This window comes from Proteus sp. fly-1013 (genome assembly GCF_040140245.1).
In the GTDB taxonomy this organism is placed as follows: domain Bacteria; phylum Pseudomonadota; class Gammaproteobacteria; order Enterobacterales; family Enterobacteriaceae; genus Proteus; species Proteus mirabilis_B.
Genome location: NZ_JBEEWD010000011.1, coordinates 64,151 through 90,009, shown reverse-complemented (window position 1 = coordinate 90,009; position 25,859 = coordinate 64,151). Strand labels below are relative to the sequence as shown.

The window sequence follows — 25,859 nt, the reverse complement described above, 5'->3', positions numbered from 1 at the left end:
AATAATGATTACTATTAACGCTATTATTCACACAATGTATACTAAGGTAAATTAATTTATGCAAAAATGTCTATAAATGATAACTTTTTGGGTTAATTAACTGCTTATGTCAATCCAAGATAGGCGTCCACCGACAGAAGTGCTGCGATGTAGTGCATTATGACTTAAACATAAAGTCCGCATTCCTGCTACTTGTTGTGAATACCAAGCTCCACCTCGCATTAAAGAGCGTTGACCATAATTTCGCAAATAAACCTGATCGTGATCTCGCTGGTTTATTGCTGGATATAATCCTAATGCTTTAAATAACGTAGGTACTTCAAGATTATCAACCGTCGTTATTGCGTTAAAATCACTATCCATTAATCCTGCGGGATAACCATTATCTGCTGGCGCACCGTTATAGTGTTTTATTGACGTAGATAAAATAGGCGTGCCTGCATTTCCCTCACAATAATCAGAGGGTGCATCGTATTTTGCGCTATTAATATGATTGATAGGCAATAACTTACCTGTTGATAATGCTATTGAATGCCATTGTTCAGTTATTGTTGGATCACCACAAAATACAGCGTCATTATCTTTAATTATCTGTATTTCTCCGGCATTTAATTGCATTCCACTTTGCCATTCCCAGAGATTCCCACATAAATCACTGATACCAAATAAGCTATTATCATGATACCAACTCGGCCACTGTGGTGATGTTATTGTAGTTGGATCACCAGTAATAAAATCGGTGTCGCCAGCATCTTTGCCATCCACTCGATTAGCACATTGCTCTGGATGTAGAAAACTACGTCCATAGTCTGTATTCCCGTCTTCAACCATATTGTGATGACGACACCACAACATCAGTGCTGCCCATTCAGCATGAGTACTTAAATGAAATCCTTTTCCTGTCTGTTGAGCACACTGTTGAAAGCTTAACAAATCTAACTGACTGGCTGGTTTTTGATTGGGTAAACTTAATAATTCACTTTGATGTAATGAAGCGGGATAACACGCATAGAAAAAAGCATCCTTAATTTTTCCATTTACAATAAAAGCAGGGTGAATAGTATTATCAAGATAATCCAATACCTCATTTAATCGAAAACGGGGCATTACATACATATAATTCGGCTGACCTTTTGCAGAATACAAAATAGTTCTTTTTCCTGCTGATTGTGTCTCAACTTTTATCCGTAAAGGGTCGGGTGAATAGATATCAAACATGATTATTCCTTATCTTCATCAAGTAATGTCACCCAATAACCGGTTTCCCATTTTACTGGCAAAAATTGGGTATGGTATTCATGGAAAATAGCGTCTGCATCAAGGTGAGAAAAACGTTCGGGATGTAGCCATTTCGCCATTTGCAAAATAGCAATAAAGCCAAAAGGGCTGTCATAAAAAGAGTGCCAAATGGCGTAAACTTGTTTGTTTTTAACCGCATCAAGTGTTTTATAAGCAAGGCGTTGCATTAATTTTGCAAGTTGCTGTTTTGCCAACTCTAAATTTGCACCAGGTCCTAAATCAATCCAATCACCAGAAGGGTTATAACCACTCCAATCCGCACCTGTTAAAAAGATTTTATCGGGTTTAGAGTAAATCACCGTTTCTTGATTCAGAAGGCCATAAGTACTTTTTATATATTCCGATCCTAAATTTTCACCCCCCGCATTTTGTAGCATTTGTCCCATACTGCCATTGCCATATGAAAGACAACACTCTGGTGTAAAGCCTGCGGCTCGTTCAAATAACACTGTGGGGCGTTTAAGTGGCTTTTTTCCTAATTGCTGAGAAATATAACTGAGTTGTTTTTCACGAAATTGGTTCATTGCTTGGCTCTGTCGGATATTACCAAGCATATTTCCCATAATAGATGTACTAATTGGAGTGTTATTAAGTGGATCGATGCTTAAGTCAAATACGACGACAGGAATATTTGCTTTTGTTAATAAATCCAGCACACCATTAACACTGATCGCGCGATAAGTACCAACCGCGACAATGATGACATCAGGTTTCAACGCGATAAGCTTTTCACTATTAAAGTGTCCACTCGACATAGCGGTAAATTCAGGTAATGCCAATAATTGAGGAAATGCTCGAGTGTATTGATGATATAAACTTAAATCTGCGGTACGAAAAGCAGAAGGCATAGCGATAAGACGCTCATAAAGAGCGCCTTCATTTAATGAAGCATAAAGTAAAAATAACCCACTATCTGCCACATAAATACGTGTTAATTCTTGGGGTAATACAATCTCTCTTCCCAAAATATCAACGATTTCTCTCTGTCTGGATTTTGCATAAACAGGAAAAGGGCTCGCTAATAATAAAGAGAATGCACTAGCACCTTTTAGTAATGAACGTCGATAATTATCCATGTTCATTTCCTAAAAATAGTAATTTAATACACCAAGAACCACGCGATCTGTACCAATACTACAATAAGTTGAGCTGGTACAACTCGCAACATAGGATTTATTTGTGATATTACTGACAGTTAATCCTAACTCTAATCCCTGTAATTCACGGTTAATTGACGATAATTGGTAGCGGAAGCTCACATCACCTAACCATACTGCGGGTACTTTAAACGTATTTGTATTATCACCGTAAGTTGAACCTAAATAGCGAACACCAGCACCTAATAATGCACCTTCTAAATAAGGCTGCTGAAAACGGTAATCTATCCATGCAGAACCCGTATGAGTAGGTACTTGAACAGGATGTTTATTTAACGTTGTCGGATCACTAGTCGATGTCACAATATTATGCAGATAAGCATAATTGAGCATCATATTCACTTGTGGTGTTAACGCTAATTTACTTTCGAACTCGAGCCCACGAGAACGAATTTCCCCAGATTGCTGATAATAATCAGGATTTCTCGGATTATGTGTTGTGACATTTTCTTGAGTTAATTGATAAACAGCAACACTAACGAGTTGTGTTAATTCAGGATTTTGATACTTGATACCGGCTTCATACTGTTTTGATTTCATTGGAATAAACGCCTTTCCATCTGCATCTGTACCCAATACAGGATCAAAGCTATCTGATGTACTTATCCAAGGTGAGAATCCATTATTAAATTGGTAACTTAAACCAACGCGATGACTCCATGCCGTGTTATGGCTTGAATTTGTCACACCTGAAATTTGATTATGTGTATCTAAATCAGCTGAATCATAACGTCCACTTAGCAGTAAATTCCATTGCTGCCAGCGCAAGTGATCTTGCAAATAGTATCCATAGCGATCAAATTGTTGCTTTGTTGAAGTACGTGAAACCGGATAAGGTTCAAAATCAGGTTTATGATGCGATGCCCAAGGATCAAAACTGACTGTTTGAGAGCCCCACCAATCTTTTGTCATATAGCCATGTTGATAATCAAAACCTGTCATAACCGTATGATTGATATCCCATGTTGCTATTTTCCCTATCAATTGAGTATCTGTTACCCACGTTTCTGATTTACTCGGTGCTTCTTGATAAACCGCCGTTAATAGACGATCACCGGGTAAAAATCCGCGGGTATAATCACGACTAATTTCAGTATCAATCTTCATAAAGCGGGTATTTTGTTTAAATTGCCACTGAGGTGTCAGTTCATATTCAAATAATGAAGTGAGAGACTGTTGTTTGCGATGTGAATTATCATGGCTTTGATTATTATAATTTCGATTAGGATCAACTTTACCATTAGGATTCGGTAACAAACCTAAAGCTTGAGCAGGTAACGTATTGTAATAACCTAGACGAGGCTCTTTTTGATATTGTCCCAATAGTGTCCAACTCAATGCATCATTCGGTTTCCATGTAATAGCGGGTGAGATAAGAAAACGTGTTTGACGAGAAGAGGGGATTTGAGACTCTTGTTCAAGCGCTAACCCTGAAACACGATATAACCATGTTTCATCCTCATTGATTGCTGATGTAGTATCAAATTTAATACCATGATTTTTATTATTGCCCGCTTGTAATTGCACTTGGTGTTGCGCTTCTGCGGAAGGGCGACGCGATGTCATATTAATCACGCCACCTGCACCACCTTGCCCATATAATGCAGATGCAGGACCATGTACGGCTTCTAAACTTTCTAAACTCCAACTATCAACTTGAGGTGCCCAAATACCACTATTACCTAGCATTCTTAATCCATCTAGATAGTAGTCTGCATCAAATCCGCGCATTTTCGAGTAATCAATACCGCTACCAAAAGCACCAAATTTTTCACTCACAACACCTGAGCTATAACGCAGTGCCTGACTAATAGATTCAGAGGGTAAGTTATCTAATTGAGCACGATTAACAACAGAAACCATTTGTGGTGCTTCTAATAAAGTGGCATCACTTTTAGTCGCTGTTGTCTGTTTTTTCGCAATATAACCATAAGGTTGTGTATCAGACTGAGTGTTTTGCGCTGAAGTGACAATTATTTTTTCAATATTTTCTGAAGCGAAAGAGGGTGATATCACACTTAATGAAATTAATGTAGGTAAAACAAAAGAGTAGCCACATTTCCAATAATTTTTTAATTGCTTATTTGGATAATGTGTCGATTGAAGTAGTAGCAACATAATGATCCCAAAAATGAAAATAAACCATGATTGACTCGTGGTCGGTAACATACACTAACGACCGACTGTCAGTCAATATAAATGATAATCATTTTTATTTGTATTGAGATAAAAAATAGAATAAGTCATAAATGCAATAAAAATAGGAGGGCGAAATTATCGGGTTCTTTTGCTCACAATAAAAAAGGCTCGATAAATAATATCGAGCCTTTAACTGTTTATTACTCTAATTTGGTTATGAAATTAAAGTGTGACACCTTTCTTCGCGAGGAACTCATCATAAGTTCCTTGGAAATTAGTCACTTTTTCAGGTGTTATTTCAATAATACGGTTTGCTAATGAACTTACGAATTCACGGTCATGAGAAACAAAAATCAAAGTACCTTGATAAAGTTCTAATGCCATATTCAGTGATTCAATAGATTCCATATCTAAGTGGTTGGTTGGTTCATCCATAATCAGAATGTTTGGTTTTTGCATCATTAGCTTACCAAATAACATTCTGCCTTTTTCACCACCCGATAAAACTTGAACTGATTTTTTCAAGTCATCTTGAGAGAACAGTAAACGGCCTAACACACTACGTACAGATTGTTCGTCGTCTTCTGGTTTCATCCATAAGCTCATCCAATCAAACACAGTCATATTGACTTCAAAATCAGTTGCATGATCTTGCGCATAATAGCCAATGTTTGAGTTTTCAGACCATTTTAAACGACCAGTATCAGGTGTTAATTCACCGACTAATGTTTTGATCATTGTCGATTTACCCACACCGTTGTTACCTAAAATGGCAACTTTTTCGCCCACTTCAAGCATCATATTGACGTCTTTAAACAGCGGGGCATTATCATCATAGCCTTTAGAAATATTTTCCACTTCAAGCGCATTACGGAATAATTTTTTCTCTTGTTCAAAACGAATGAATGGGTTTTGGCGACTAGATGCTTTAACTTCAGCTAATTGAATTTTCTCAATTTGCTTAGCGCGAGAGGTTGCTTGGCGTGATTTAGAGGCATTAGCACTAAAGCGACTTACGAAAGATTGTAATTCACTAATCTGTGCTTTTTTCTTCGCATTATCCGCTAATAAACGTTCACGCGCTTGAGTTGCAGCAAACATATATTCATCATAGTTACCCGGATGAACAGCAAGCGCACCATAGTCTAAGTCAGCCATGTGCGTACATACCATATTTAGGAAGTGACGGTCATGGGAAATAATGATCATGGTACTGTTACGTTCATTTAGCGTTTGCTCAAGCCAACGAATGGTATCAATATCCAAGTTGTTCGTCGGTTCATCCAGTAACAAAATATCCGGATCAGCGAACAGGGCTTGTGCAAGTAACACACGTAATTTCCAACCCGGAGCCACTTCACTCATAGGGCCATTATGTTGTTCTAATGGAATACCTACGTTGAGCAATAATTCGCCAGCACGAGATTCAACGGTGTAACCGTCCATTTCACCAAATTTCACTTCAAGATCGGCAACACGTAAGCCGTCTTCTTCGCTCATTTCAGGTAAGCTATAGATGCGTTCACGCTCTTGCTTCACTTCCCAAAGTTCAGTGTGACCCATAATCACGGTATCAAGCACAGTAAACTCTTCATAAGCGAACTGGTCTTGTTTTAGTTTACCAAGACGTTCATTAGGATCGAGGAATACGTTGCCGCTACTTGGCACTAAATCGCCACCTAAAATTTTCATAAAGGTTGATTTACCGCTACCGTTGGCACCGATTAAACCATAGCGATTTCCGCCACCGAATTTGACAGAAATGTTTTCAAACAGTGGCTTTGAGCCAAACTGCATAGTGATATTATTGCTGATTAACAAGACGAATACTCATTATTAGTGAATGACAAAAGGTAATGGGGCGGCATTATGCCACAAGTTACCCCTATTAAGACAGTAAAGTGACGAATGTCTGTTAAGGAATTTTAGCTGTAAGAGAAAAACTCATCATATTGTGAGTTTTTGCCCATAACTAAAGTAAGAAAAAAGAGATAACGTCAATTCGCTATCTCTTAGTTGTAAGCTTAACTTGAAGCGTAATATATTTACCGCGCACGCAACGACTTGGTAACCACTTAGTAATTACTTGGAAGGTACTAAACCCGGTTCAACCACAGCATAAACTTGGTCATCTAGAAGATCAGCCTCAAGAAGCTGAGTCACTAAACGTGCAACATCTCGACGATTAACTAAACCATGCGTCTCTTCATATTGATAAAGCTGAGCCTTGCCCGTTTCTTCACCATTAAGTAATCCACCCGGTCTTACTATTGCATAATCAAAACGGCTAGTTTGCAACCACACTTCGGCCAATGATTTTTCTCTTACTGCTTGACCAAATGCCGCTTTTGCCCTATCTGATAAAGCAACCCAACTATCACCACATCCTAAAGAAGAAACCATTAACATACGTTGAAAACCCATTTTCTCCGCAGTATCAATGACGGTTCGATGAGCAAGATAATCATTTTCACCCCCCATTGTGGAAACAATATCGGCTTCTTTTCCTGCTAATGTTAAAACAGCTTCAACAGCTTTAGCATCAATCGCATCACCAATAACAGTTTTGATCCCTTTTTCTTCTAAACGGCTAGCCGCTTCTTTGGAACGAACTAAAGCCACAATAGGGCGTTGTTGTGCGACGCCAATATCAGCAATATGTGCGCCAACACCTTTACCGCCAGCGCCAAAAATAACCCATGTTTTCACGAGCAATTATTCCTTATTTAATTGTTGTGCTAATTGACGGAAGGCTGATAATTGCTCTGGCAATAATTGACGATGTTCATCTCTGCCAAGGAAAATCTTAAACATTGCAACGCCTTCTTGATTGAAAAATAAGATAGAGGCGGTATCCATACCCATAAATTTACGCTCGATCATCGCAATATATTGGCAATTTTCGGCTTTAATATGGCCTGTCATTCCTTTTTTGCCACGTAAGTTAAAATAGCCATGGCGATGAAAACCACTCGGTAATTCACCGCTAAATTCTAAAATAACATCTTGAGTATGCACAAGTGTGGTGACATTACCCCATTTCATCACGTTATCCCACACTGTATCGAATTGCTCACCACTCATTAATGAGCGTGATGGCAAATGTCTCACAACTTCTAACAAGGTTGTATCAAATTGCGTAGCAATAGTTTCCAACGTTCCATCAGGCTCGGTCATTAAAAATTGTTGTAGCTCTATATTCATGATGTTATTTCCATCTTTTAATTAATATTTAGGGTAATAAAATTAGCGAGGTGTATTTAATTGCAAAATTAACTGCTGTAAGGATGTCAGCAAATTACTTGCCCAAAACCGACCTTCATTGGTGAGTTTCATACAAAGAAAATCATCTTCAACAAGGCCTGCTTGATACCATTGATTTAATAAAGGGGAGAGCAGAGTCGCTTGCGGACTTAATTTAGCTAAATCAACACGCCCGCACTCAATGCCAGCTTGTAATTCATGACGCCAACGAAAACCACTGTCAGTTGTACGACTCATCATCATTAAAGGTTTTTGGTTATCTGTAATTTTTTGATAATAGCTATCCAGTGAACGCTCAATCATCCATGAATAACCATTAACCGAACCACCAGCACCAGAGCCAAAGGCAAGGCAATCCGCACCTTGTTTAATTAATAAATTATAGAGATTACGTTCACGGGTTGTTCTAGCCCAATGGCTATTACTGATCTGACGCCAACCTACATTCTCCATAAAATCACAGCCTTGAAGATATAGCGCACGCCGTTCTATCGGCGTTGGTACAGTGATCCGCTGATTTTCAACCGCTTTACCTAATGGTGTATTAGGAAGTAAATTCAATGCATACAGATCGACACCATCTAAACCAATATCGTGGGCAATAGTGAGATCTTCTTGCCAATTCATCGCATTTTGTCCCGGCAATCCGAATAACAGATCACACACCACAGCAGCTCTATCACGTAAGCAGAGTCCTTTCATAAACTTAGCGGCTTCTTCACCCGTTGATGTTCTTGCCATTCGTTTACGAATTTTGCTATTAAAGGTTTGAATACCAATAGAAAAACGGTTTGCACCTGCATCTAAACAAGCATCAATTCGATTATCATCAAAATTTAAAACGCGACCTTCAATCGTAATTTCACAATCGGGTGCTAAAGGAAGTGATTGGCGCAAATGCGTGATCACTCGATAGAGATCTTTTGCCGATAATGCTGAAGGGGTTCCGCCACCAAAGTAAACGGCATGAATTGGTGCAGACTGATAAAGTAAGCTATCTGATTCAGCCGATATCTCACGCAATAATGCGTCGGTATAGCGTGTACAGGCTTCTTCGTGGTAGTTATTTTGATAAAAACCACAAAATGTACAATGAGTTGCACAAAAAGGAATGTGGATATACAACAAACGTTTACATGCAGGTGTTTTACTTTCTAATAAAGCTTGCCATGTTGATTGTTGCTCTTCTTTTGCAATAGGTACAGAGCCTCTCCACGGCATGGTGGCATGTCTATCGCGAAAAGGGCTATCACCCTCAAGTGCAAAATGGGGAGTAAGATCGATTTCAGTTGAAGATTGCGTGCTATGTGTTGCGACTGACTCTTTCATTATTAAATCATTCCTACTTATTTATCATTAACAGGATCAGCGGGATAAAACTGTTGATGCAATAACTCCACGGCATCCACAATACGAGGTCCCATTCCCAAAATAAGGGATTGATCAATTTCAATAATGCGTTGGTTTTTCCATGCTTGAGTCATTGAAACACCGGGCACAGAAGCAAGCCCTTCAGAGGCTCTTAATCCACCGGTTTGGTTTTTCTGACTCTGCGTTGTAATAACAATTAATTCTGGATTGGCAGCAATAATCGCCTCTGCACTATAAATACGATAGTTCTCATGCGTAGCAATATTCTCGCCGCCGGCTAAATGAAGAATGGCATCTGCAACACTGGTTTTTCCCGCAACTTGAGGAATTCCACCACCAGGTGAAAGAAAGAACATCACTTTCACTTTTTGCTTAATTTGACTATTTTTAGCGTTGATCACGGCTAAACGAGATTGAAGAGAACCAATTAATGCTTCTGCTTCCTTTTGTTTATCTAATGAAATCGCTAAGGTACGAATATTTTTAAGCATTAATTCAAATGTGGCGGGTGTTCTTGGTAAGGAAATCACCTTTACATTATGTTGTGCCAGCTGGCGCAGTACCATTTTAGGTTCAGCATCATCCCAAGTTACAAAAGTAGAAGGGCGTAAAGACAAAATGCCTTCTGTACTTAGCTGTTTCCAGTATCCGATATGAGGTAATGCTTGCGTTTGTTCAGGATAAGACGTCGTTTCATCAACACCAACAACCTTATTACCAGCACCTATGGCATAAACTAATTCTGTAATAGAGCCACCGGCAATAACCCAACGCTCACTATCTTCGTTATCTTTTGCCATTAAGTTAAAAGGTAACAATAACAAGCTGAGTACGATCGCTATTTTTTTCATAATTAAAATGCCCATGTCAGACCAACTGCAGCATTAATACCCGTAGCAGGGATAGATTCATGAGCCGTTTGATAACGCTTATTCAAAATATTATTTAAATCAAAGTTGATACGGTATTGATCGTTATTGCCAAATTCTGTACTCAGTGAAAGGTTAACCGTTGTCCAACCAGCATAGTGCTGTTTATTTTCTGGGTTGCTATGATCTTTCGCTTTTGTTGCTGCTCTTAAATACAAATCTGACATTAAATTCATATTATTGAGCAATAATAAATGTTTAGCACCAAAACGAGTCGTTAATGTAGGTTCGCCGGTATCCCATGTTTTCAATGTTGAACCAATAAATTGGCGACGCATCACATTGGCTGAAACATAAGGCGTAATTGACCAACCTTGGTATTGAGCCATCACTTCCATACCATAGGTTTTAGCGCGGTCGATATTGTCATAATAGAAATAATCTGCTCGTCCTGTTTTGCTATTTCCTTCGCAAATTGATTCGCCTGCACAGGCAATAGATGTGATGTAATCTTTGGCTTCAGAATAATAAATCGCGCTATCGATATACCAGTTATTTCCTTTATAACGCGCACCAAATTCCACATTATTAGAGTGTTCAGCTTCAAGATCTCGATTACCGTAAGTCACCGCACCGCCAGCAGTCGTGTTCATAAATTGCTGAACCAGCGTTGGGAAAACATAACCTTGTGCAAACGCGAGACGTAATTCTGTATCTTTAAATCCAGAATAACGCACATTAGATGACACAATAAAAGCGTTATCTCTTACAGGATCAGAGCCTAATGTCTTATAACTTGTTCCTGTCTTATTATGATGAACAGTTTCATCACCATCTTGTAATTCTGATTTCAACCAATATTGTCTGGCACCCATTGTCCATGACCAATCCTCTGTTATTTTCCAATCATTTTGGGCAAAAACAGACACATTAGTTTGCTGACTACGATTATGTAACAGAGATTGCTTTTCGTAATTTACGGCAGGAGGGAAGCCTGTTGTACTATTTGAAGATGTTTGACCAACAGAGGTTTGTTTCACTTTATCTTGTTGATATTGCGTGCCTAAAATTAATTCATTATTTGCAGGTAACGTAAAGTTTGCCTGCATAGTCATGCCATAAGTATTCTGTGTATCTTCCGATTGGGTTCTGTTTTTAACCGTCAAATTACCAATCATTGGACTGCCTGTTGGTGTAACAACACCCACGCGGTTTTCAAATTTTCGCTCTATACGCTGTGTGTAAGCATCAATATGAAGTTTTTTGAAATAATCTGCATCAATCTCATAGTCATAAAATAAACCGACTTTTTCACGCTCAAGTTTAGGCACTTTAACGCTAAACTCTTGATACTTTCCTTCATCCGCGTAATAAGATTGCGTCGATAAATTATAGCGATCAAGTGAAAGGCCAAATTTATGTTTATCCACTTTATAGCCTAACCATGCACCTTGACCGTTATTTCTAAAATGCGTATTAGGTAAACGCCCATCAGGCGTATATCTGTCGCCATGATCGGCATAACTTCCATTAAGGCGATATTCAAAATCACCGACAGTACCTGAAATTAACGCAGACTCTCGCCAGCCCATCGTGGCTGAGTCATAAACGACTTTGACATTTCCCCCAAAAGGCTTATCGCCACCTTTTTGAGTAATTAAATTCACTACACCGCCAATAGCTTGTGAGCCATAAAGTACAGAATAGGGGCCTTTAACCACTTCAATGCGCTCTAATGCAGATTCATCAATTAAAATACCAGCACCAAAGTTTTGACCACCTCGTTGATAGGTTACTTCTTGCCCATCAACTAACAAAAGTACGCGTGATGATGCTTCTCCACGAATGCGGATCTGTTTACGGCCAGCAAGGCTATTATCCGTGACTTCAACACCAGGGATATCACGTAATTGGTCTGCAATAGAAGAAGATGTTGACTGAGTTAATGTTTCTTTATCGATAACTTGAATGGTAGCAGGGCTATTCCATAGCGAAGATGCGCTACGTGTTGTAGTAACAACCAGTGTTTCTTCTTTAGGCGAAACATTATCAGCAATAGCATATTGAGAGAGTGAGAGTGTTAAAGCAGATAATACGAAGCAAGACTTAAATTGAATACACATAATGCGAATCCTAATGAGATCAATAATTATTATCATTCGCTTTATAATTTAAGTTTTGGCATTCATCAACCACAAAATGGTAAATAGAATGCATCTTTGATTTAAATCAAAGTAAAAGTGTGACTTCATGCATATTAGCTGCTTAAATAAACAGAAATAACACAAATAGAAGGGTTTTTAAGCAAGTAATGAAAAAAAGGTAAGTAAAGACACTCGGTTTATATTCTTACCTTCATTATCGAGAGAGTTAGGTTAAATGGAAGAAAATAAAAGCGGATAAAATACTATTCTAATGTGTTAAGAAAAACTTTAAGCAATTGGTTTAATGCTTGTTGTTCTTGTTGTGATAAACCTGAGACTAAACGTTTTTGATTTTCAACGTGTGCTTCTATTACTTGGTTGATTAATTCCAGACCTTCAGGTGTTAGCGAGACTAAAAAACCACGCCCATCTTCTGGATTAACTTTACGAATAACCCAACCGGCTTTTTCTAATTGATCAATACGATTTGTCATCGTGCCTGATGTAACCATCAGTGTTGATAACATCTCACCAGGAGAGAGGGTATAAGGATCTCCTGCACGTCGTAGTGTAGCAAGAACATCAAAACTTGACGTATTTAAGCCAAATTGAGAGAAAACTTTCTCCATTTCGCGCGAAAGATGCAAAGTTATATTCCCCAATCGACCTATTAATCCCATCGGACTAATATCAAGATCAGGGCGCTCACGCTGCCATTGTTTAGTAATTTTATCTATTCTGTCCATGTATTCATAATGTCAATTATTTATCTTGACGTCAAGGTATTATCAATTTATCTTGACCTCAAGATAAATTAGTATGATAACAACTAAACGAGTGATTTTATGAATCGATACACAACATTACTACTAACGGCATTAGCTCCTATTGTATGGGGGAGCACTTATATTGTGACAACGGAAATGTTGCCCGCTAATGTTCCCATGACGTTAGCTGCATTACGAGCATTACCCGCAGGAATTTTATTATTAATTATCATGAGACAACTGCCACAAGGTATATGGTGGTTGCGTGTCATTATTTTGGGGATTTTAAATTTCTCGCTGTTCTGGTGGCTATTATTTATTTCAGCCTATCGTTTACCCGGTGGTGTTGCTGCAACAGTGGGTGCCGTTCAGCCTTTAGTTGTCTTATTTTTATCTCGGTGGTTATTACAAACACGGTTATCATGGTTGTCTATTTCAGCCGCATTAGGCGGTATTTTTGGTGTGGCAATACTGATATTGACACCGAATGCAGCGCTTGATCCTATCGGAATAATTGCAGGATTAGGCGGTGCATTTTCTATGGCGACAGGTACTGTATTAAGTCGTCGTTGGCAACCGCCTGTTCCACCTTTAACGTTTACAGCTTGGCAATTAACCGCTGGTGGCGCTGTATTATTACCTTTTGCGTTATTTTTCGAACCCGCATTACCTTCATTAACAGGAATTAATCTTTTAGGCTTGGCTTATTTAACCTTAATCGGTGGAGCATTAACTTATATTTTCTGGTTTAGAGGATTAGCATTATTAGGACCAAGCTCTGTGGCTTCATTAGGCTTTTTAAGCCCACTAAGCGCGGTTATTTTAGGTTGGGCATTGTTAGGACAACAATTAACGAGTTTACAAATTCTAGGCATGATCGTGATATTAATTAGTATCTGGGCTAATCAACAGTCAGAAAAACGAGAAAGAGCAAAGCTTCAGTCACTTAGTTAGGATTAATGTGTTATTTTAAACGCCACAAATACAGACCATTTAATACCGACTGTTTAATACCGAATAATCAAGAGAGTGTTGTTATGCCTATATGGGTTGATGCTGATGCGTGTCCAAAAGTAATCAAAGAAGTGTTATATCGTGCAGCAGATAGAGAAAAAGTGATTATTACTTTTGTTGCTAATCAACGATTAATCGTGCCCGCATCGCCTTTCTTACGTACATTACAAGTTTCTGCTGGGTTTGACGTTGCTGATAACGAAATTGTTCGCCGTACTAATAAAGATGACTTGGTTATTACCGCTGATATTCCATTAGCAGCCGAAGTCATAGAAAAGGGTGCAGTCGCTCTAAATCCAAGAGGCGAACGTTATACTGAAGCAACTATTCGGGAACGTCTAAATATACGTGATTTTATGGATACGATGAGAGCAAGCGGTATTCAAACTGGAGGTCCTGCAAGTTTAAGCCAACGCGACCGTCAACTTTTTGCCAATGAATTAGATAAGTGGTTTTTACAACAAAAAAAGCGCGCTTAATTTAATCAGCAATAAATGCTTTTAATAAATAAACGGGCATAGATATTATAGCCCGTTTTTCTTTAAGATAAACTTTAGATTATTTCTTTTTTATAATGAGATCAGACATAACGTTTAGTGCCTAAAATACTGGGTTTCTTCCCTTTAAAAACATGAGGACCGTCCATCGTTAATTTAAGCTCATTACCATTGCGAGTTAACCAAGGTGTCGCTTCACTACCTGCTCTTGATGTTACACCTGATGGTTTTAATGTAATGCTATCTTGATCAATTTCAATAATACCAATCACATAGGTATAAATCATATTATTGAAAAAGCCTTTCTTATACTCGCAAGAACATTCAACTACTTGATTGCCATATTCCATACGCATTGTTGGTTTTAATGAGGCAACAGAAACACAACCGTTACTGATCGCAGAGTAAACACTACAAACCAACGCGACTTTACCGCCCATTAATTGAGAAATAGCGGGATTAATCTCAACGGTTTCGCAACCGGGTTGTTGTTGACTCACACTCACCACATCACCGGTATGGAAAACAAAAGGATCAGAATTAAAAGCACCGCTTTTATCTGGCGCTTGAATAATCGACATTTGACCATTCGGGCGTAAAATTCCCACACGAAGATCTAAATCATCATTATCTTTTCCATCTCCATTATCTATCCATGTTGCACTGACTAAAATACGCTTAGGTGCATCATTACCTTTTAGCAATGAAACACGATGACTACTATCTGGTTTAGTCAGTTTCACTACGCTTTTTTGTATATTTACGGGAGCAGGTGGTGGTGTAACAACGGGAGCAGGCTCTTCAACTTCAACACCGTAAAGGTTACATAAGCCCGCAAGTCCAGAAGCAAAACCTTGCCACACAGAACGGACTTTATTCTGACCATTTCGAACATAAAGTTCTAAAACGATGATGCCTGTTTCTTGTGAAAACTGGCTCGGCGCTAACTCAATAACTTCATTATTTATCAGCACTTGTGCTTTTAATTGATTAACAACAGCGAAAGCGCCAGCACTGCCATCTTGCGTTAATGTAATTGCTATTTTGGTAATATTTGCGGGCAAACGAGAAAAATCAAAGTCAATACTATGAATAACTGTTGAACCTTGAGTTATCGGTGAAATAAACGAAGCTGCACCAGAAGCATGATGAGGAGCATTAAAGAAAACCATATCATCATCATTAACGACTTTTCCTGAATCTGTTACTAAAAACGCAGTCAGATTAATATCAAGATTATCGCCTACTGCATGAGAGACTTTAACTTGTCCTTTATTTTCGTTGAGTGATGTATTTTCACCCGGTTGTAACGTTTTACTCATTAAACCGCTCCTTGATTGATAAGACTAACTGCAAGAAATTTAGACCGCGAATGCGATAATAACTTCGATTAATTATTTATTCGGTGATCTCATTCACTTTTGGTTGATATCAAAAGCCGATGAATTTACTTATAATCTTAGGGAAATTTTCCCATCAAGACGAGAGGTAATGATGTCATTTTCTAAATCTATGCTTGCTTTGGCTGTTATGGCGGTCTCTTTTTCTAGTTACGCGGCAAAACAGGCTGATTTGATGATAGTTGACGGTACTGTTCTAACTATGGATCAGCAAAATAAAATCATTGAACAGGGTACTGTTGTCGTAAAAGAAAATAAAATTATTGCCGTTGGTGGCCCTGAGCTTTCAAAAGAATATCAAGCCAACAAAGTGTTAGATGTTGAGGGTGATATTGTGATGCCGGGTTTAATTAATACCCATACGCATGGTTCGATGACGGTATTTCGTTCATTAGCCGATGATGTACCAGACAGACTTCATCGCTATATTTTCCCACTCGAAAGCAAAATGGTTTCTCGCGAAATGGTCAGAGTAGGTGCCGAACTTGCAAATATCGAAATGGTAAAAGGTGGCGTAACAACTTACGTTGATATGTATTACTTTGAAGATGAAGTAGCCAAAACTGTTGATAAAATGGGTAATCGCGCAGTATTAGGAGAATCTGTTATTAATTTCCCTGTTGCAGATGCGAAAACACCAGAAGAAGGTATTCAATACGCAGTCAACTTTATTAAAGAATATAAAGATCACCCTCGTATTATCCCAGCATTTGCACCACATGCTCCTTACACAAATACCACAGAAAACCTTCAGAAGATTGCTAAATTATCAATAGAACTTGATGTTCCTGTTATGATCCATTTGGCTGAAACTGACCGTGAACAAGAAGAAATCGCTAAACGTACTGGCGGTAAAAGTCCAGTTCAATATATGGCAGATATCGGAGCGCTAAATAATAAAGTTATCGCAGCTCACGCAATTATGGTTGATGATAAAGATATTGATTTACTGAAAAAATATGATGTTGGTGTTGCTCATAATATCAGTGCAAATACTAAATCAGCAAAAGGTGTAGCGCCTGTCGTCGCGATGTTAGAAAAGGGTGTTCGTGTGGGCTTAGGGACTGATGGTCCAATGTCGAGTAATACGCTAACGACCATGAATGAGCTAAATCTTGTAGGTAAAATCCATAAATTAGAGAATAAAGATCGTGCTGCTATGCCACCATTAACCGTTGTAGAACTGGCGACAATGGGTTCGACTAAAGTATTACATATGGAAGATAAACTGGGATCTTTAGAATCAGGCAAACTTGCTGATATTATCGTTGTTGATACTAAATCGCCTAATATGGTGCCAATGTATAGCCCTTATGCAGCATTAGTGTATGGTGCAAATGGCAGTAATGTTCGCCACACCATTGTTGATGGAAAGATCTTAATGGAAGATCGCCAACTATTAACCGTTGATGAAAAAGCCATTATTAAAGAAGCACAAGATTTTTCAGATAAAGTACGTAAAACCGTTATCGACAGCGGTGAAATTGTTAAATAAGATTCGATAAAAATATCTTTATCCTAGGCAGTTTATTTTTAAACTGCCTTTTTTATTGCTAGAGTATATTAATCTTTTCTGCTTATTTTTATCTAAACAAGACGATATAAAGCTAATAAAAGCTAAATATTGCACCATCATTAAGATAATCCTTATTATTTAAATATTCATTTAATTAAAAATTCTAACACACTGTTTTATCTGTTTTTTCCACTTCGTAACTATCAGATTTTAAGTTTATTCTGTTATCAAATTTATTAGAGATGCAATACTATCTAAATATACTTGTGCAACAGTGCATCTCTATTTTGCAGTTCTCACTAATACTGCTCATCAACTACGGATAGAATAAAAATGATGATTAAACCCAATAAATTAACGCTATCGCTTATTACATTATCTATTATTAGTGCAACTAGTGTTTTTGCTAATGAAATCAATTCAGTAGATCCAACTAAACCGCTTAATTATGATATAAAACTCAACCAAGCAACGATTTTTTTACGGGGTGCTGAACTTGAAAATAACGTCACTCTCAACTTACCCGCAGGGCAGAGTGAAGTTGTTTTATCTAATGTCGCAAACAATATTGATCCTAGAAGCCTATCAATTAGCATTGATAATGAAGATGTGATTATTAATACCATTAACGTTAAAAAAATTCCTATTGCTCCTAGTTACCCTTCTAACATTGCAGTATTGATGGAAAAACAGAAAGACATTAATAAGCGAATTGAAGTATTAAACATCAATATTAATGTGGGTGATGAACAAATTACTTTATTAAAAGACCAATCATTTTTTGGTTATGGTGAAACTCAGTCATTAGAACACTCATCACAAAAATTTGATTTTATTAGCCAAAAAATGACATCTATTCTAAATCAGCAAAAAATGGCGCGTGAAGAAATTGCTGAATTAACAGAACAATTAGAAGAGTTAAACCGACAATTAGAAATTGATATGCCAATTATTGCGCAAGAGAAAACACAAATTGTTTTATCTTTAGGCACATCAAAAAATCTAACCAGCAAAATGCGTATTTCTTATATAACGCCAGATGCTGGATGGTCACCTGCTTATGATATCCGAAGCCAAGGAATGGATAAGCCAATATTACTCACCTATAAAGCGGATGTTATTCAAAATACAGGCTTAAATTGGGATAAAGTAAAACTGGTTTTAACATCTACTAATCCATCACTTAATATCACTGCACCAACATTATCACCTTGGTATTTATCTCTTTATAATAACACTTCGAAATTTAAACAATCCAATATGGACATGAGGATGGCTATGCCAGCTCCCGTGTTAGAAGAAATGAGTGAAAGGGAAAGCATGGCACCAAGAGAGCGACTAAGTAAAGGCGTGACTCGTTACGTAACAACCAATAATAATGGTATCAATTTAAGCCATGCTATCGCGTTACCTTACACCTTAAAAAATAGCACAGAGCCTAATACATTAGTGATTAATCAAAAAGAAGTTGTTGCGGATTATCGCTATTTAACAACGCCTAAATTAGTTGAAGAAGTTTATTTACAAGCTGAAGTTAAAGATTGGGAAAACTTAAATTTACTTAATGGTCGTGCGAATATCTACTATATGAATAGCTTTGTTGGTAATAGTTATATTAATACCAACGAATTAACAGAGTTACTTAGCATTCCATTTGGAATAGATAAAAATATTCAAATTAGCCGTATTAACAATGAGAAAATAAGAAAAGAGCCTATTTTTATTGGTACAACGATTGAACAAAAAGAGAGTTATACCATTAAAGTAAGAAATACTTATAACTCTCCTGTAAAAGTCACTATTTACGATCAACTACCACTTAGCCAAGAAAACAATATCAATGTAGCAGATGCCGTTTATAAAGATGGTGTACTTGATAAAGATACTGGCGAAATTAAATGGGATATCACATTAGGTGCCAAAGAGGAAAAATCATTACCATTGAATTATACTCTTTCTTATCCTAAGAATAGACAAATTATGGGATTATAATTTGTCTTATCTACATTTAAAAAACAAAATAGAAAAGGGTGCAATTGCACCTTTTTTCTATTTTAAATAAGAGCTATTTTTTCATTTTCTCTATTTTGCCGACTAATTAAGCAAAATTTTTGCGGCTTTAGTTGCAAGTAAATCAACATCATAGTTTTCACGATTAGATAGAACGGTGATAGTGAGTTTAGATTGAGGGAAACGCATAAAATAGGTTGAAGTTCCCATCCAGCCCCCCGAATGTTCAAAACTTATTTCACCCAGAGTATGATTAATAAAAAGGCCAAATCCATAAGCTTCATAATCAATTATCGGCTTACCTTCACACGTAGAATTAGGAAAAGGTTGTGTCATTTTCGCAATAAGCTCAGCACCGCCCACTTTTGCAGTACTAAAGTTTTCACCCCATTTCATTAAATCGTTCGCACTTGAATGTACTGCACCATCTCCAGTATGTGTCCAAGGACTTTCTGATAACTCATAGTTTCCTTGCTCATTTTCCGCATATCCAGACACAATAGGATTTATTGTAGGATATTCTTCAACAATAAACGTATCGTTCATTTGTAATGGCGCAAAGATACGCTCTTGAGCAAAAACTGAAAATGGTTGTTGAGTTACTCGCTCAATGATCTGAGAAAGTAAAAAATATCCAGTATTGTTATATTCAAATTTACTACCAATAGGGTAGTAAGTATCTGTTTGCTTTACAATATCAGCAAAACTTTCTTCTGGCGTAAGTTGCGTTGTGTAAGAAACACCTCGCTCAAACGCTAATTCCATATAATCAATTAATCCACTGGTATGGGAAACTAAATCGTTAATTGTGATCGCTTTGGCATAGTCACCTAACTCCGGCAAATAAATAAGAATTGAATCATCAAGTGATAACTTTCCATCTTTAGCCAGAAGTAATATAGAAAAAGCGGTAAATTGCTTTGAAACAGAAGCCAAATTAAAGACACTATTTTCATCAATTAATTGATTTTTAGATATATTCGTAAGACCTTTTTGAGCTTGATATATAACACCATCATCAAAACGAGCCTGTATAATAATACCCGGTGTATTCTCTGAAATAGGGCTCAATAACTGTTCTATCTGTTCTTGCTTGCTATTATTTTTTATATTTTTCATTGTGTTACTCTTATTAGTGCTAACATATCATCCCCATCTTTATCCATACCTATCTCTTCAAAACCAAAAGAGGCATAGAATGTTTTAGCCACTGGATTTAATGGGTTATAACAGATCTCAATTTCATTGATTTCTTTATCTTGTTTAATTTCATTTAAAGCAAGCTGAAGGGCATTTCTGCCTAATCCTTTATTTTGGTGTGCTTTATCTATCATAAAACGCCAGATAGCAATTTTATGCGAGTTTTCTTTTACCCACATAAAAAAGCCGACTGGTTTATCTGATAAATAAATACCTCTGACGACATAGTTTTCGTTATAAGCCGCCTCAACTAAAGACCACATATTAGAAGCAATATAGTCTTCTTGATATTCTTCCACTTCAAGCAAGCTAATTTCTTCATAATTATCTGAAGTGATACGTTTTAAACTGATATCCATCATATTCTCTTTTTAAATCACTAAATCGCATTTTAATAAAAACTCATTGTTTATTATCTGCGATAAAATTAAAGAAAGATTAAGAGAAGATTTAGATAGCACAATAAGACACATTATTTATAAAAGGGAAAATATAAAAATATTTTATTTACTCACCTTAAACTTAAAAAACTAAGGTGAGTATAAAAAAAGATCAGCATTAATTATTCTGCATATTTAATCTAATAATTAAGCCAATATCTCTTCATTTTTAGGTTGGCTATTTGCTAATATCGCTTTTTTAACAGCAGGGCGTTGATTAATTTTATCCAGCCACTCAATAACATATGGGAATGTTGCAAGATCTAAATTTAACTCTTCCCATGTTCTTAACCATGAAAAAGTTGCAATATCAGCAATTGAGTAATGATTTCCTGCTAAATAAGGCGTTATTGTGAGTTGTCGTTCAATTACACCCAATAGACGCAAAGATTCATTTGTATAACGTGTAATTGCCTCAAGATTTTGTGTTTTAGAACCATGCAAAAACCACCATAATTGCCCCATCATAGGGCCAACACCTGCGATTTGAAAATTTAGCCATTGCTGGATACTCAAATTCTCTTTCATTGATGCCGATTTAAATACTTTATACTTATCATCGAGGTAAGTTAATATCGCACCTGATTCAAAAACAGTCATATCCTCCTCATTGTCAACAATTGCAGGTATTTTTCCATTTGGGTTGATCGCCAAATATTCTGGGCTACGCTGAACGCCCGTCGATAAATCCAAATAGATTTTAGAATGTGCTAATTGAGCTTCATGTAAAAAGATACTAATTTTTAAGCCATTAGGCGTATTAGAGGTATAAAAAATTAGCTTTTTATCAGGTGATTTTTTCATATTGCGCTCTCTACAGTTTATATTCTTTAAATATTATTTAGATTGCAAAAGCAATCATTGCAATTGCAACTATATATTTTAAGCATAAGGAGATCAAGCACGATAAAGTGCATAACATGCTCCTCTGATGTCAGAAAGAGTATAAAAAGAGGTTAGAAATAGGGTGGTATACGATAGCGATATAAAAAACAGGATTAAGATTTTTATTAATAATAATCTTAATCCTGCTAATAATTTTCGGTAAACACAGAAGAAACTAAATAAATAGTAGTAAGACTTTTAACGACTATTTTTCTGCATAAATTGATTAACACTATTTTTGATAGTTTCTCTTAACCACAACACTTTAGAATTATACGCATGGCGTTTATGCCACAGTAAAATAAATGAGATATCAAGCTGTTCAGAAACACTGTGTGGCAGTGGTAGAGATAATGTCACTAAATTAGGTAAAGCTCTAGAGATATAATGTACACAATACCCAGGCAAACAAGTAATAAGCTCATGATTAGGTTGAGAAATCATAAATAAAGTTTGCTCGAATGACGTGTAAGTTATGGCTATATTACGTAAACGCCCATGCTCTGCCAAAATATCATCTAATGCCCAATGAGGTCGTTTATCATATTCTGTTGAGATGTGAGAATAGCGTAAAAATGTCTCTAAATTCCAAGGCTCTTTTAATAACGGGTGATCTTTTCGTACATAAACTAATGGCGTATCACGAAAAAGCTCTTCACAATCGATGACTTCAGGTAATAAATGTAATGCTTCTTTAGAGCCTGAATAATATTCACGACCTAAAAAAGCAATATCAGCATCACCGTCAATAATGCTCGAAAGTGAGTTATATTCCCAATTTCGTATTTGCACCATTGATTGAGGATAATAATTCAATATTTCTAAAGGAAATTGATTCAGTAACACCTGATGTAAAGGGGATTCCAATATTAAACTAAAATGAACACCTTTAGGTGTCTCGCTATTTTGCTTACCCGCGATATGGTTACCAATATTAATAAAATCGGAAAGAGATTCTTCAATACTTAATGTCAAAGGTGTTGGAATTAATCCCTGAGGGCTGCGAACGAAAAGAGGATCATCAAACCAAACGCGCAATTTAGCCAATGCTTTACTCACCGCAGAAGGTGAAATAGACAACCATTTTGCAGTCAATGTAACACTACGCTCTTGTAAAAGAATTTGAAAAATAACTAATAAATTCAAATCTATTCGATGTAATGGCTTATGCATCACAATTCACCTTTTGTTGTTGTCCAGAAGAACGAAAGAGATGCAAAAAGGTAAAACCAATAAAGCTACTTGCAAACAATATAATCATCAGCATATTAATTGCAGATATTCCTAACCACCCCATAGTCCAGATATAGAGAGATGCAAAACTCAACTGCAAAATCCCTAAAATTGAACTGGCAAGCCCAGCACGCTGGCTAAATGGTGAAAGTGCTTGACTCATTATAATACCAAATAACAACGCAAACCCCGCGCCACATAATGAAAATGAGACAAAGAACCAGCGAGGATCACTATTTTTTCCGATAAAAAGAAAAATAGCCGCACCTAAAAAACTCGATAACCCTGTATATAAAATGGTTTCATAACGGAGTTTTGTTAATATTTTCGGCATCATAAACGAAGTGATCATACTAACCATTGAAAGCAATGTAATTGCTGTTGAATACTGCCCAGTGGTGTAGTGCATTTGCTGCATAATCACGATTGGAGAGATATTAACATAAGTCAGGATCACGCTCATTCCCAAGCATGATATAAGCAAACGACTTAAAAAGAAGCTATTTAAGAAAGATTCATCGGTGATTGTAGTCGTTCTATTTTTACTTTTAGCTGACTGTTTTGGTTTGGTTTCTTTTATTGCAAAGAAACAATAGATAAAGATTAATAACGCATAGATTGCCATGGCATAAAACATGACCGGCCATTTAAATTTTAATAAGATCAGAAAACCTAAAACAGGCGCTAATACTGGAATAATACAAGTAATGCCATTTATCATAGAAAGAACTTTAGCGCGTTGTTTTTCAGCTAATGTATCTCGTAATATCGCAAAAGTAACAACATAACAAAATCCAGCCCCAATACCTTGGAAGAAGCGTGCGATCAAAAAGTTATTTTCCGTTACCGAAACTCCAGCACCAAATGATGCCAATAAGAAAATAACGGCTCCAAGCAATACAACAGGTTTACGCCCTAAATTATCACTACACCATCCTGCAATTAACATGGATGAAACCATGCCCATTAAATAAATTGAGAAAGCTTGATGTAATGTCACTTCTGACGCGTTTAAATCATTTGCAATTGCTGTTAACCCCGTTAAATGTAAGTCCACACCAAGAGGGTAAATCAACACTAAACAAAAGCTAAAAAGGATATATTTTGTCATCCAGCCACCTCAATTATTCTGATGAAGAGGCATTCTAGTCGTCAAAGAAACTGAAACCTAATGACAAAAAAGCAATCTCTAATTTCCATTTTGGAAATATCCGATTATACTTTTCGAGATCAAACGGTAATGATAAGGTATTTTTATTTTAATTAAACAGTGATTTTATCGTTATCTTTTCTTTTATTAGTTCCACTCTTTGTGCTGGCGTTCCACTTTCATTACTAAGACAATAATTATAGTAAAAACTATAAATAGATAATAATAACTTTACTGTACGAGGCGATAAGGTTTTCAAAAATACATCAGGAAATTTTTCTTTAAATGATTGAATAAATAGATGGCTGTAATCAAGAGAAGGGGATATTTTAGTATAAAAACTAACATCATCTGTTTTATTTAACCCCAAATTACATAGATAGAATAACTCTTGATTATCTTGAGATATAAACTCATACCATTTGTTATTCCACCAACCCAGTGTATAACTTCCTTTATAATTAAAATCTGATGTTAGGCGTGTTCCCTTTGAAACCACATAATAAAGGTTAGACGTTTTTTGTTTTATTTCTTTACCGTAGGCAACCATACACCCACCACGGATAAAGCTATCATGATAAATAAAATGATGTTTAATACTTATTGGTAAAATAAACTTTAGTTTAAGAAAGTGAAAATGAGATAAAACTACAGGCTCAATAATATGTTCAGAGCAAATCTTTTCTGTGTATTGAATTTGACCAAAACTTTTTCTACTGTTTATTTGCTCATATCGCATGATAATATTGTCGAGTAATATACCTTGAGTATTATCTAATGTCTCTTTTTTAGTATTATTATGATATTGACTGTCAGAGCTCACTAATATTTCACTCCAATTAACACTTGGAAGAAAAATATAGCCTGTTTTAGAACAACAGGTTACCATTCCAAAAAGTTCATTTGAAAAGCCTTTTTTTGTGTTGTTACGACAACTCAACGTAAATACGTTTGTTTGCAAATCATAAGTTTTATTTTTATCTAATAACTTTTCATATTGCCTTGCTTTTATTTCCATTATCTTTTCGATAGCAGATAGTTTTCTATAAAATAGTGCAGGGGTAATGTTTAAATTCTTAATAATATAAGTAGGCGTTTGCGATTGTAAAATAAGAAGTTCTATTATTTTATTATTAAGAGACTTTAAATCTATGTTGTTTTTAAGAGAAAAAACCGTATTACACTGTTTACATTGATAGCGTACCGTTCCTTTCCCCGTTTTTCCATAAAGTATTTTTGCTGATGAATCACAATTTGGGCATTGCTCATTAATATTTAAATTAAAAAAATCAATATAAGGATTTAATAATGCCTTTATATCTTCATTATTAATTAATACGCTACTACCGCCACAGCAATTGCAATAAACGGCAGGAAAACCTAATTTAAAAGACGGGATCACATAGGCATTTTCTACAACTTCAGAAAAATGCTCACAACCCTCTGTTTTACATACATTAACATTAATTTCTTTTACTGTTTTCATCAGTTCTTATCACAAAAA

At 36.4% G+C, this 25,859-nt stretch carries 21 protein-coding genes; 4 read left to right on the top strand and 17 right to left on the bottom strand.

From position 1 onward, the window contains the following. Positions 1–96 precede the first annotated feature (96 nt). The 10 genes from ABN236_RS17910 to ABN236_RS17865 all read right to left on the bottom strand — a co-directional run bounded on the left by ABN236_RS17910 (position 97) and on the right by ABN236_RS17865 (position 12,989). Positions 97–1,218 carry a hypothetical protein gene (locus ABN236_RS17910; protein ID WP_349474573.1) on the bottom strand — a complete coding sequence of 374 codons (1,122 nt, stop codon included), beginning with the start codon at positions 1,216–1,218 and terminating at the stop codon, positions 97–99. 2 nt (positions 1,219–1,220) lie between these two features. Beyond that, positions 1,221–2,375: an ABC transporter substrate-binding protein gene (locus tag ABN236_RS17905; RefSeq protein ID WP_349474572.1), complete on the bottom strand. Its 1,155-nt coding sequence runs from the start codon at positions 2,373–2,375 to the stop codon at positions 1,221–1,223. Between the two features lie 9 nt (positions 2,376–2,384). Next, positions 2,385–4,574: a TonB-dependent siderophore receptor gene (locus ABN236_RS17900; protein WP_349474570.1), complete on the bottom strand. Its 2,190-nt coding sequence runs from the start codon at positions 4,572–4,574 to the stop codon at positions 2,385–2,387. Between the two features lie 243 nt (positions 4,575–4,817). Next, the gene (locus ABN236_RS17895; protein WP_088495593.1) at positions 4,818–6,416 is read right to left on the bottom strand and encodes an ABC-F family ATPase; all 1,599 of its coding nucleotides are present in this window, start codon (positions 6,414–6,416) and stop codon (positions 4,818–4,820) included. 261 nt (positions 6,417–6,677) lie between these two features. Continuing rightward, positions 6,678–7,304, bottom strand: coding sequence for an NAD(P)H-binding protein (locus ABN236_RS17890; RefSeq protein ID WP_349474569.1), 627 nt, complete (start codon positions 7,302–7,304; stop codon positions 6,678–6,680). A 6-nt stretch (positions 7,305–7,310) separates the two neighbouring features. Further along, entirely contained in the window at positions 7,311–7,799 is a 489-nt protein-coding gene (gene hutX / locus ABN236_RS17885) for a heme utilization cystosolic carrier protein HutX (protein WP_370992614.1), read from the bottom strand. Positions 7,800–7,841: 42 nt separating this feature from the next. Next, entirely contained in the window at positions 7,842–9,188 is a 1,347-nt protein-coding gene (gene hutW, locus ABN236_RS17880) for a heme anaerobic degradation radical SAM methyltransferase ChuW/HutW (RefSeq protein WP_349474568.1), read from the bottom strand. Between the two features lie 17 nt (positions 9,189–9,205). Further along, a complete protein-coding gene (locus tag ABN236_RS17875) occupies positions 9,206–10,030 on the bottom strand; it encodes a heme/hemin ABC transporter substrate-binding protein (protein ID WP_270754069.1) in 825 nt (274 codons plus the stop codon). A 53-nt stretch (positions 10,031–10,083) separates the two neighbouring features. Continuing rightward, positions 10,084–12,222, bottom strand: coding sequence for a TonB-dependent receptor plug domain-containing protein (locus ABN236_RS17870; protein WP_349474567.1), 2,139 nt, complete (start codon positions 12,220–12,222; stop codon positions 10,084–10,086). Positions 12,223–12,506: 284 nt separating this feature from the next. Next, positions 12,507–12,989 carry a MarR family winged helix-turn-helix transcriptional regulator gene (locus ABN236_RS17865; protein WP_088495599.1) on the bottom strand — a complete coding sequence of 161 codons (483 nt, stop codon included), beginning with the start codon at positions 12,987–12,989 and terminating at the stop codon, positions 12,507–12,509. A 99-nt stretch (positions 12,990–13,088) separates the two neighbouring features. Here ABN236_RS17865 and ABN236_RS17860 point away from each other — a divergent pair, with 99 nt between their 5' ends. Both ABN236_RS17860 and ABN236_RS17855 read left to right on the top strand, forming a co-directional pair. Beyond that, the gene (locus ABN236_RS17860) at positions 13,089–13,964 is read left to right on the top strand and encodes an EamA family transporter (protein WP_349474566.1); all 876 of its coding nucleotides are present in this window, start codon (positions 13,089–13,091) and stop codon (positions 13,962–13,964) included. An 83-nt stretch (positions 13,965–14,047) separates the two neighbouring features. Continuing rightward, complete coding sequence (locus ABN236_RS17855) at positions 14,048–14,503, top strand: YaiI/YqxD family protein (RefSeq protein WP_088495601.1); 456 nt, start codon at positions 14,048–14,050, stop codon at positions 14,501–14,503. A gap of 101 nt (positions 14,504–14,604) precedes the next feature. On the opposite strand, the gene ABN236_RS17850 is transcribed toward ABN236_RS17855, so the two are convergent. Further along, positions 14,605–15,843, bottom strand: a complete 1,239-nt coding sequence (locus ABN236_RS17850; protein WP_349474565.1) for a TerD family protein — start codon at positions 15,841–15,843, stop codon at positions 14,605–14,607. A 172-nt stretch (positions 15,844–16,015) separates the two neighbouring features. Between ABN236_RS17850 and ABN236_RS17845 the strand changes: the two genes are divergently transcribed. Further along, on the top strand, positions 16,016–17,416 hold the full coding sequence (locus ABN236_RS17845) for an amidohydrolase (RefSeq protein ID WP_349474564.1): 1,401 nt from the start codon (positions 16,016–16,018) through the stop codon (positions 17,414–17,416). Positions 17,417–17,770: 354 nt separating this feature from the next. Further along, positions 17,771–19,429, top strand: coding sequence for a DUF4139 domain-containing protein (locus ABN236_RS17840; RefSeq protein WP_349474563.1), 1,659 nt, complete (start codon positions 17,771–17,773; stop codon positions 19,427–19,429). 102 nt (positions 19,430–19,531) lie between these two features. Here ABN236_RS17840 and ABN236_RS17835 read toward each other — a convergent pair whose 3' ends face one another. From ABN236_RS17835 to ABN236_RS17810, 6 genes are all read right to left on the bottom strand, one after another. Further along, the gene (locus ABN236_RS17835) at positions 19,532–20,566 is read right to left on the bottom strand and encodes a serine hydrolase domain-containing protein (RefSeq protein ID WP_349474562.1); all 1,035 of its coding nucleotides are present in this window, start codon (positions 20,564–20,566) and stop codon (positions 19,532–19,534) included. Continuing rightward, a complete protein-coding gene (locus ABN236_RS17830) occupies positions 20,563–21,006 on the bottom strand; it encodes a GNAT family N-acetyltransferase (RefSeq protein WP_349474561.1) in 444 nt (147 codons plus the stop codon). Before ABN236_RS17830 ends, ABN236_RS17835 begins: the two co-directional genes overlap by 4 nt. 228 nt (positions 21,007–21,234) lie before the next feature. Continuing rightward, positions 21,235–21,891 carry a glutathione S-transferase family protein gene (locus ABN236_RS17825; RefSeq protein WP_349474560.1) on the bottom strand — a complete coding sequence of 219 codons (657 nt, stop codon included), beginning with the start codon at positions 21,889–21,891 and terminating at the stop codon, positions 21,235–21,237. 279 nt (positions 21,892–22,170) lie between these two features. Then, positions 22,171–23,145, bottom strand: coding sequence for an HTH-type transcriptional regulator YidZ (gene yidZ / locus ABN236_RS17820; RefSeq protein WP_349474559.1), 975 nt, complete (start codon positions 23,143–23,145; stop codon positions 22,171–22,173). Continuing rightward, a complete protein-coding gene (locus ABN236_RS17815) occupies positions 23,138–24,316 on the bottom strand; it encodes an MFS transporter (protein ID WP_349474558.1) in 1,179 nt (392 codons plus the stop codon). Before ABN236_RS17815 ends, yidZ begins: the two co-directional genes overlap by 8 nt. 148 nt (positions 24,317–24,464) lie before the next feature. Continuing rightward, on the bottom strand, positions 24,465–25,841 hold the full coding sequence (locus ABN236_RS17810; protein WP_349474557.1) for an IS1/IS1595 family N-terminal zinc-binding domain-containing protein: 1,377 nt from the start codon (positions 25,839–25,841) through the stop codon (positions 24,465–24,467). Positions 25,842–25,859 lie beyond the last annotated feature (18 nt).

Excerpts from the sequence above, each read along its gene's own strand:
- ABN236_RS17900 (WP_349474570.1), bottom strand. The coding sequence starts at position 4,574 with ATGTTGCTACTACTTCAATCGACACATTATCCAAATAAGCAATTAAAA.
- ABN236_RS17825 (WP_349474560.1), bottom strand. The coding sequence starts at position 21,891 with ATGAAAAAATCACCTGATAAAAAGCTAATTTTTTATACCTCTAATACG.
- yidZ (WP_349474559.1), bottom strand. The coding sequence starts at position 23,145 with ATGCATAAGCCATTACATCGAATAGATTTGAATTTATTAGTTATTTTT.
- hutW (WP_349474568.1), bottom strand. The coding sequence starts at position 9,188 with ATGAAAGAGTCAGTCGCAACACATAGCACGCAATCTTCAACTGAAATC.
- ABN236_RS17860 (WP_349474566.1), top strand. The coding sequence starts at position 13,089 with ATGAATCGATACACAACATTACTACTAACGGCATTAGCTCCTATTGTA.
- ABN236_RS17865 (WP_088495599.1), bottom strand. The coding sequence starts at position 12,989 with ATGGACAGAATAGATAAAATTACTAAACAATGGCAGCGTGAGCGCCCT.
- ABN236_RS17835 (WP_349474562.1), bottom strand. The coding sequence starts at position 20,566 with ATGAAAAATATAAAAAATAATAGCAAGCAAGAACAGATAGAACAGTTA.
- ABN236_RS17850 (WP_349474565.1), bottom strand. The coding sequence starts at position 15,843 with ATGAGTAAAACGTTACAACCGGGTGAAAATACATCACTCAACGAAAAT.
- ABN236_RS17910 (WP_349474573.1), bottom strand. The coding sequence starts at position 1,218 with ATGTTTGATATCTATTCACCCGACCCTTTACGGATAAAAGTTGAGACA.
- ABN236_RS17815 (WP_349474558.1), bottom strand. The coding sequence starts at position 24,316 with ATGACAAAATATATCCTTTTTAGCTTTTGTTTAGTGTTGATTTACCCT.
- hutX (WP_370992614.1), bottom strand. The coding sequence starts at position 7,799 with ATGAATATAGAGCTACAACAATTTTTAATGACCGAGCCTGATGGAACG.
- ABN236_RS17845 (WP_349474564.1), top strand. The coding sequence starts at position 16,016 with ATGTCATTTTCTAAATCTATGCTTGCTTTGGCTGTTATGGCGGTCTCT.
- ABN236_RS17905 (WP_349474572.1), bottom strand. The coding sequence starts at position 2,375 with ATGGATAATTATCGACGTTCATTACTAAAAGGTGCTAGTGCATTCTCT.
- ABN236_RS17830 (WP_349474561.1), bottom strand. The coding sequence starts at position 21,006 with ATGGATATCAGTTTAAAACGTATCACTTCAGATAATTATGAAGAAATT.
- ABN236_RS17870 (WP_349474567.1), bottom strand. The coding sequence starts at position 12,222 with ATGTGTATTCAATTTAAGTCTTGCTTCGTATTATCTGCTTTAACACTC.
- ABN236_RS17810 (WP_349474557.1), bottom strand. The coding sequence starts at position 25,841 with ATGAAAACAGTAAAAGAAATTAATGTTAATGTATGTAAAACAGAGGGT.
- ABN236_RS17875 (WP_270754069.1), bottom strand. The coding sequence starts at position 10,030 with ATGGCAAAAGATAACGAAGATAGTGAGCGTTGGGTTATTGCCGGTGGC.
- ABN236_RS17855 (WP_088495601.1), top strand. The coding sequence starts at position 14,048 with ATGCCTATATGGGTTGATGCTGATGCGTGTCCAAAAGTAATCAAAGAA.
- ABN236_RS17840 (WP_349474563.1), top strand. The coding sequence starts at position 17,771 with ATGATGATTAAACCCAATAAATTAACGCTATCGCTTATTACATTATCT.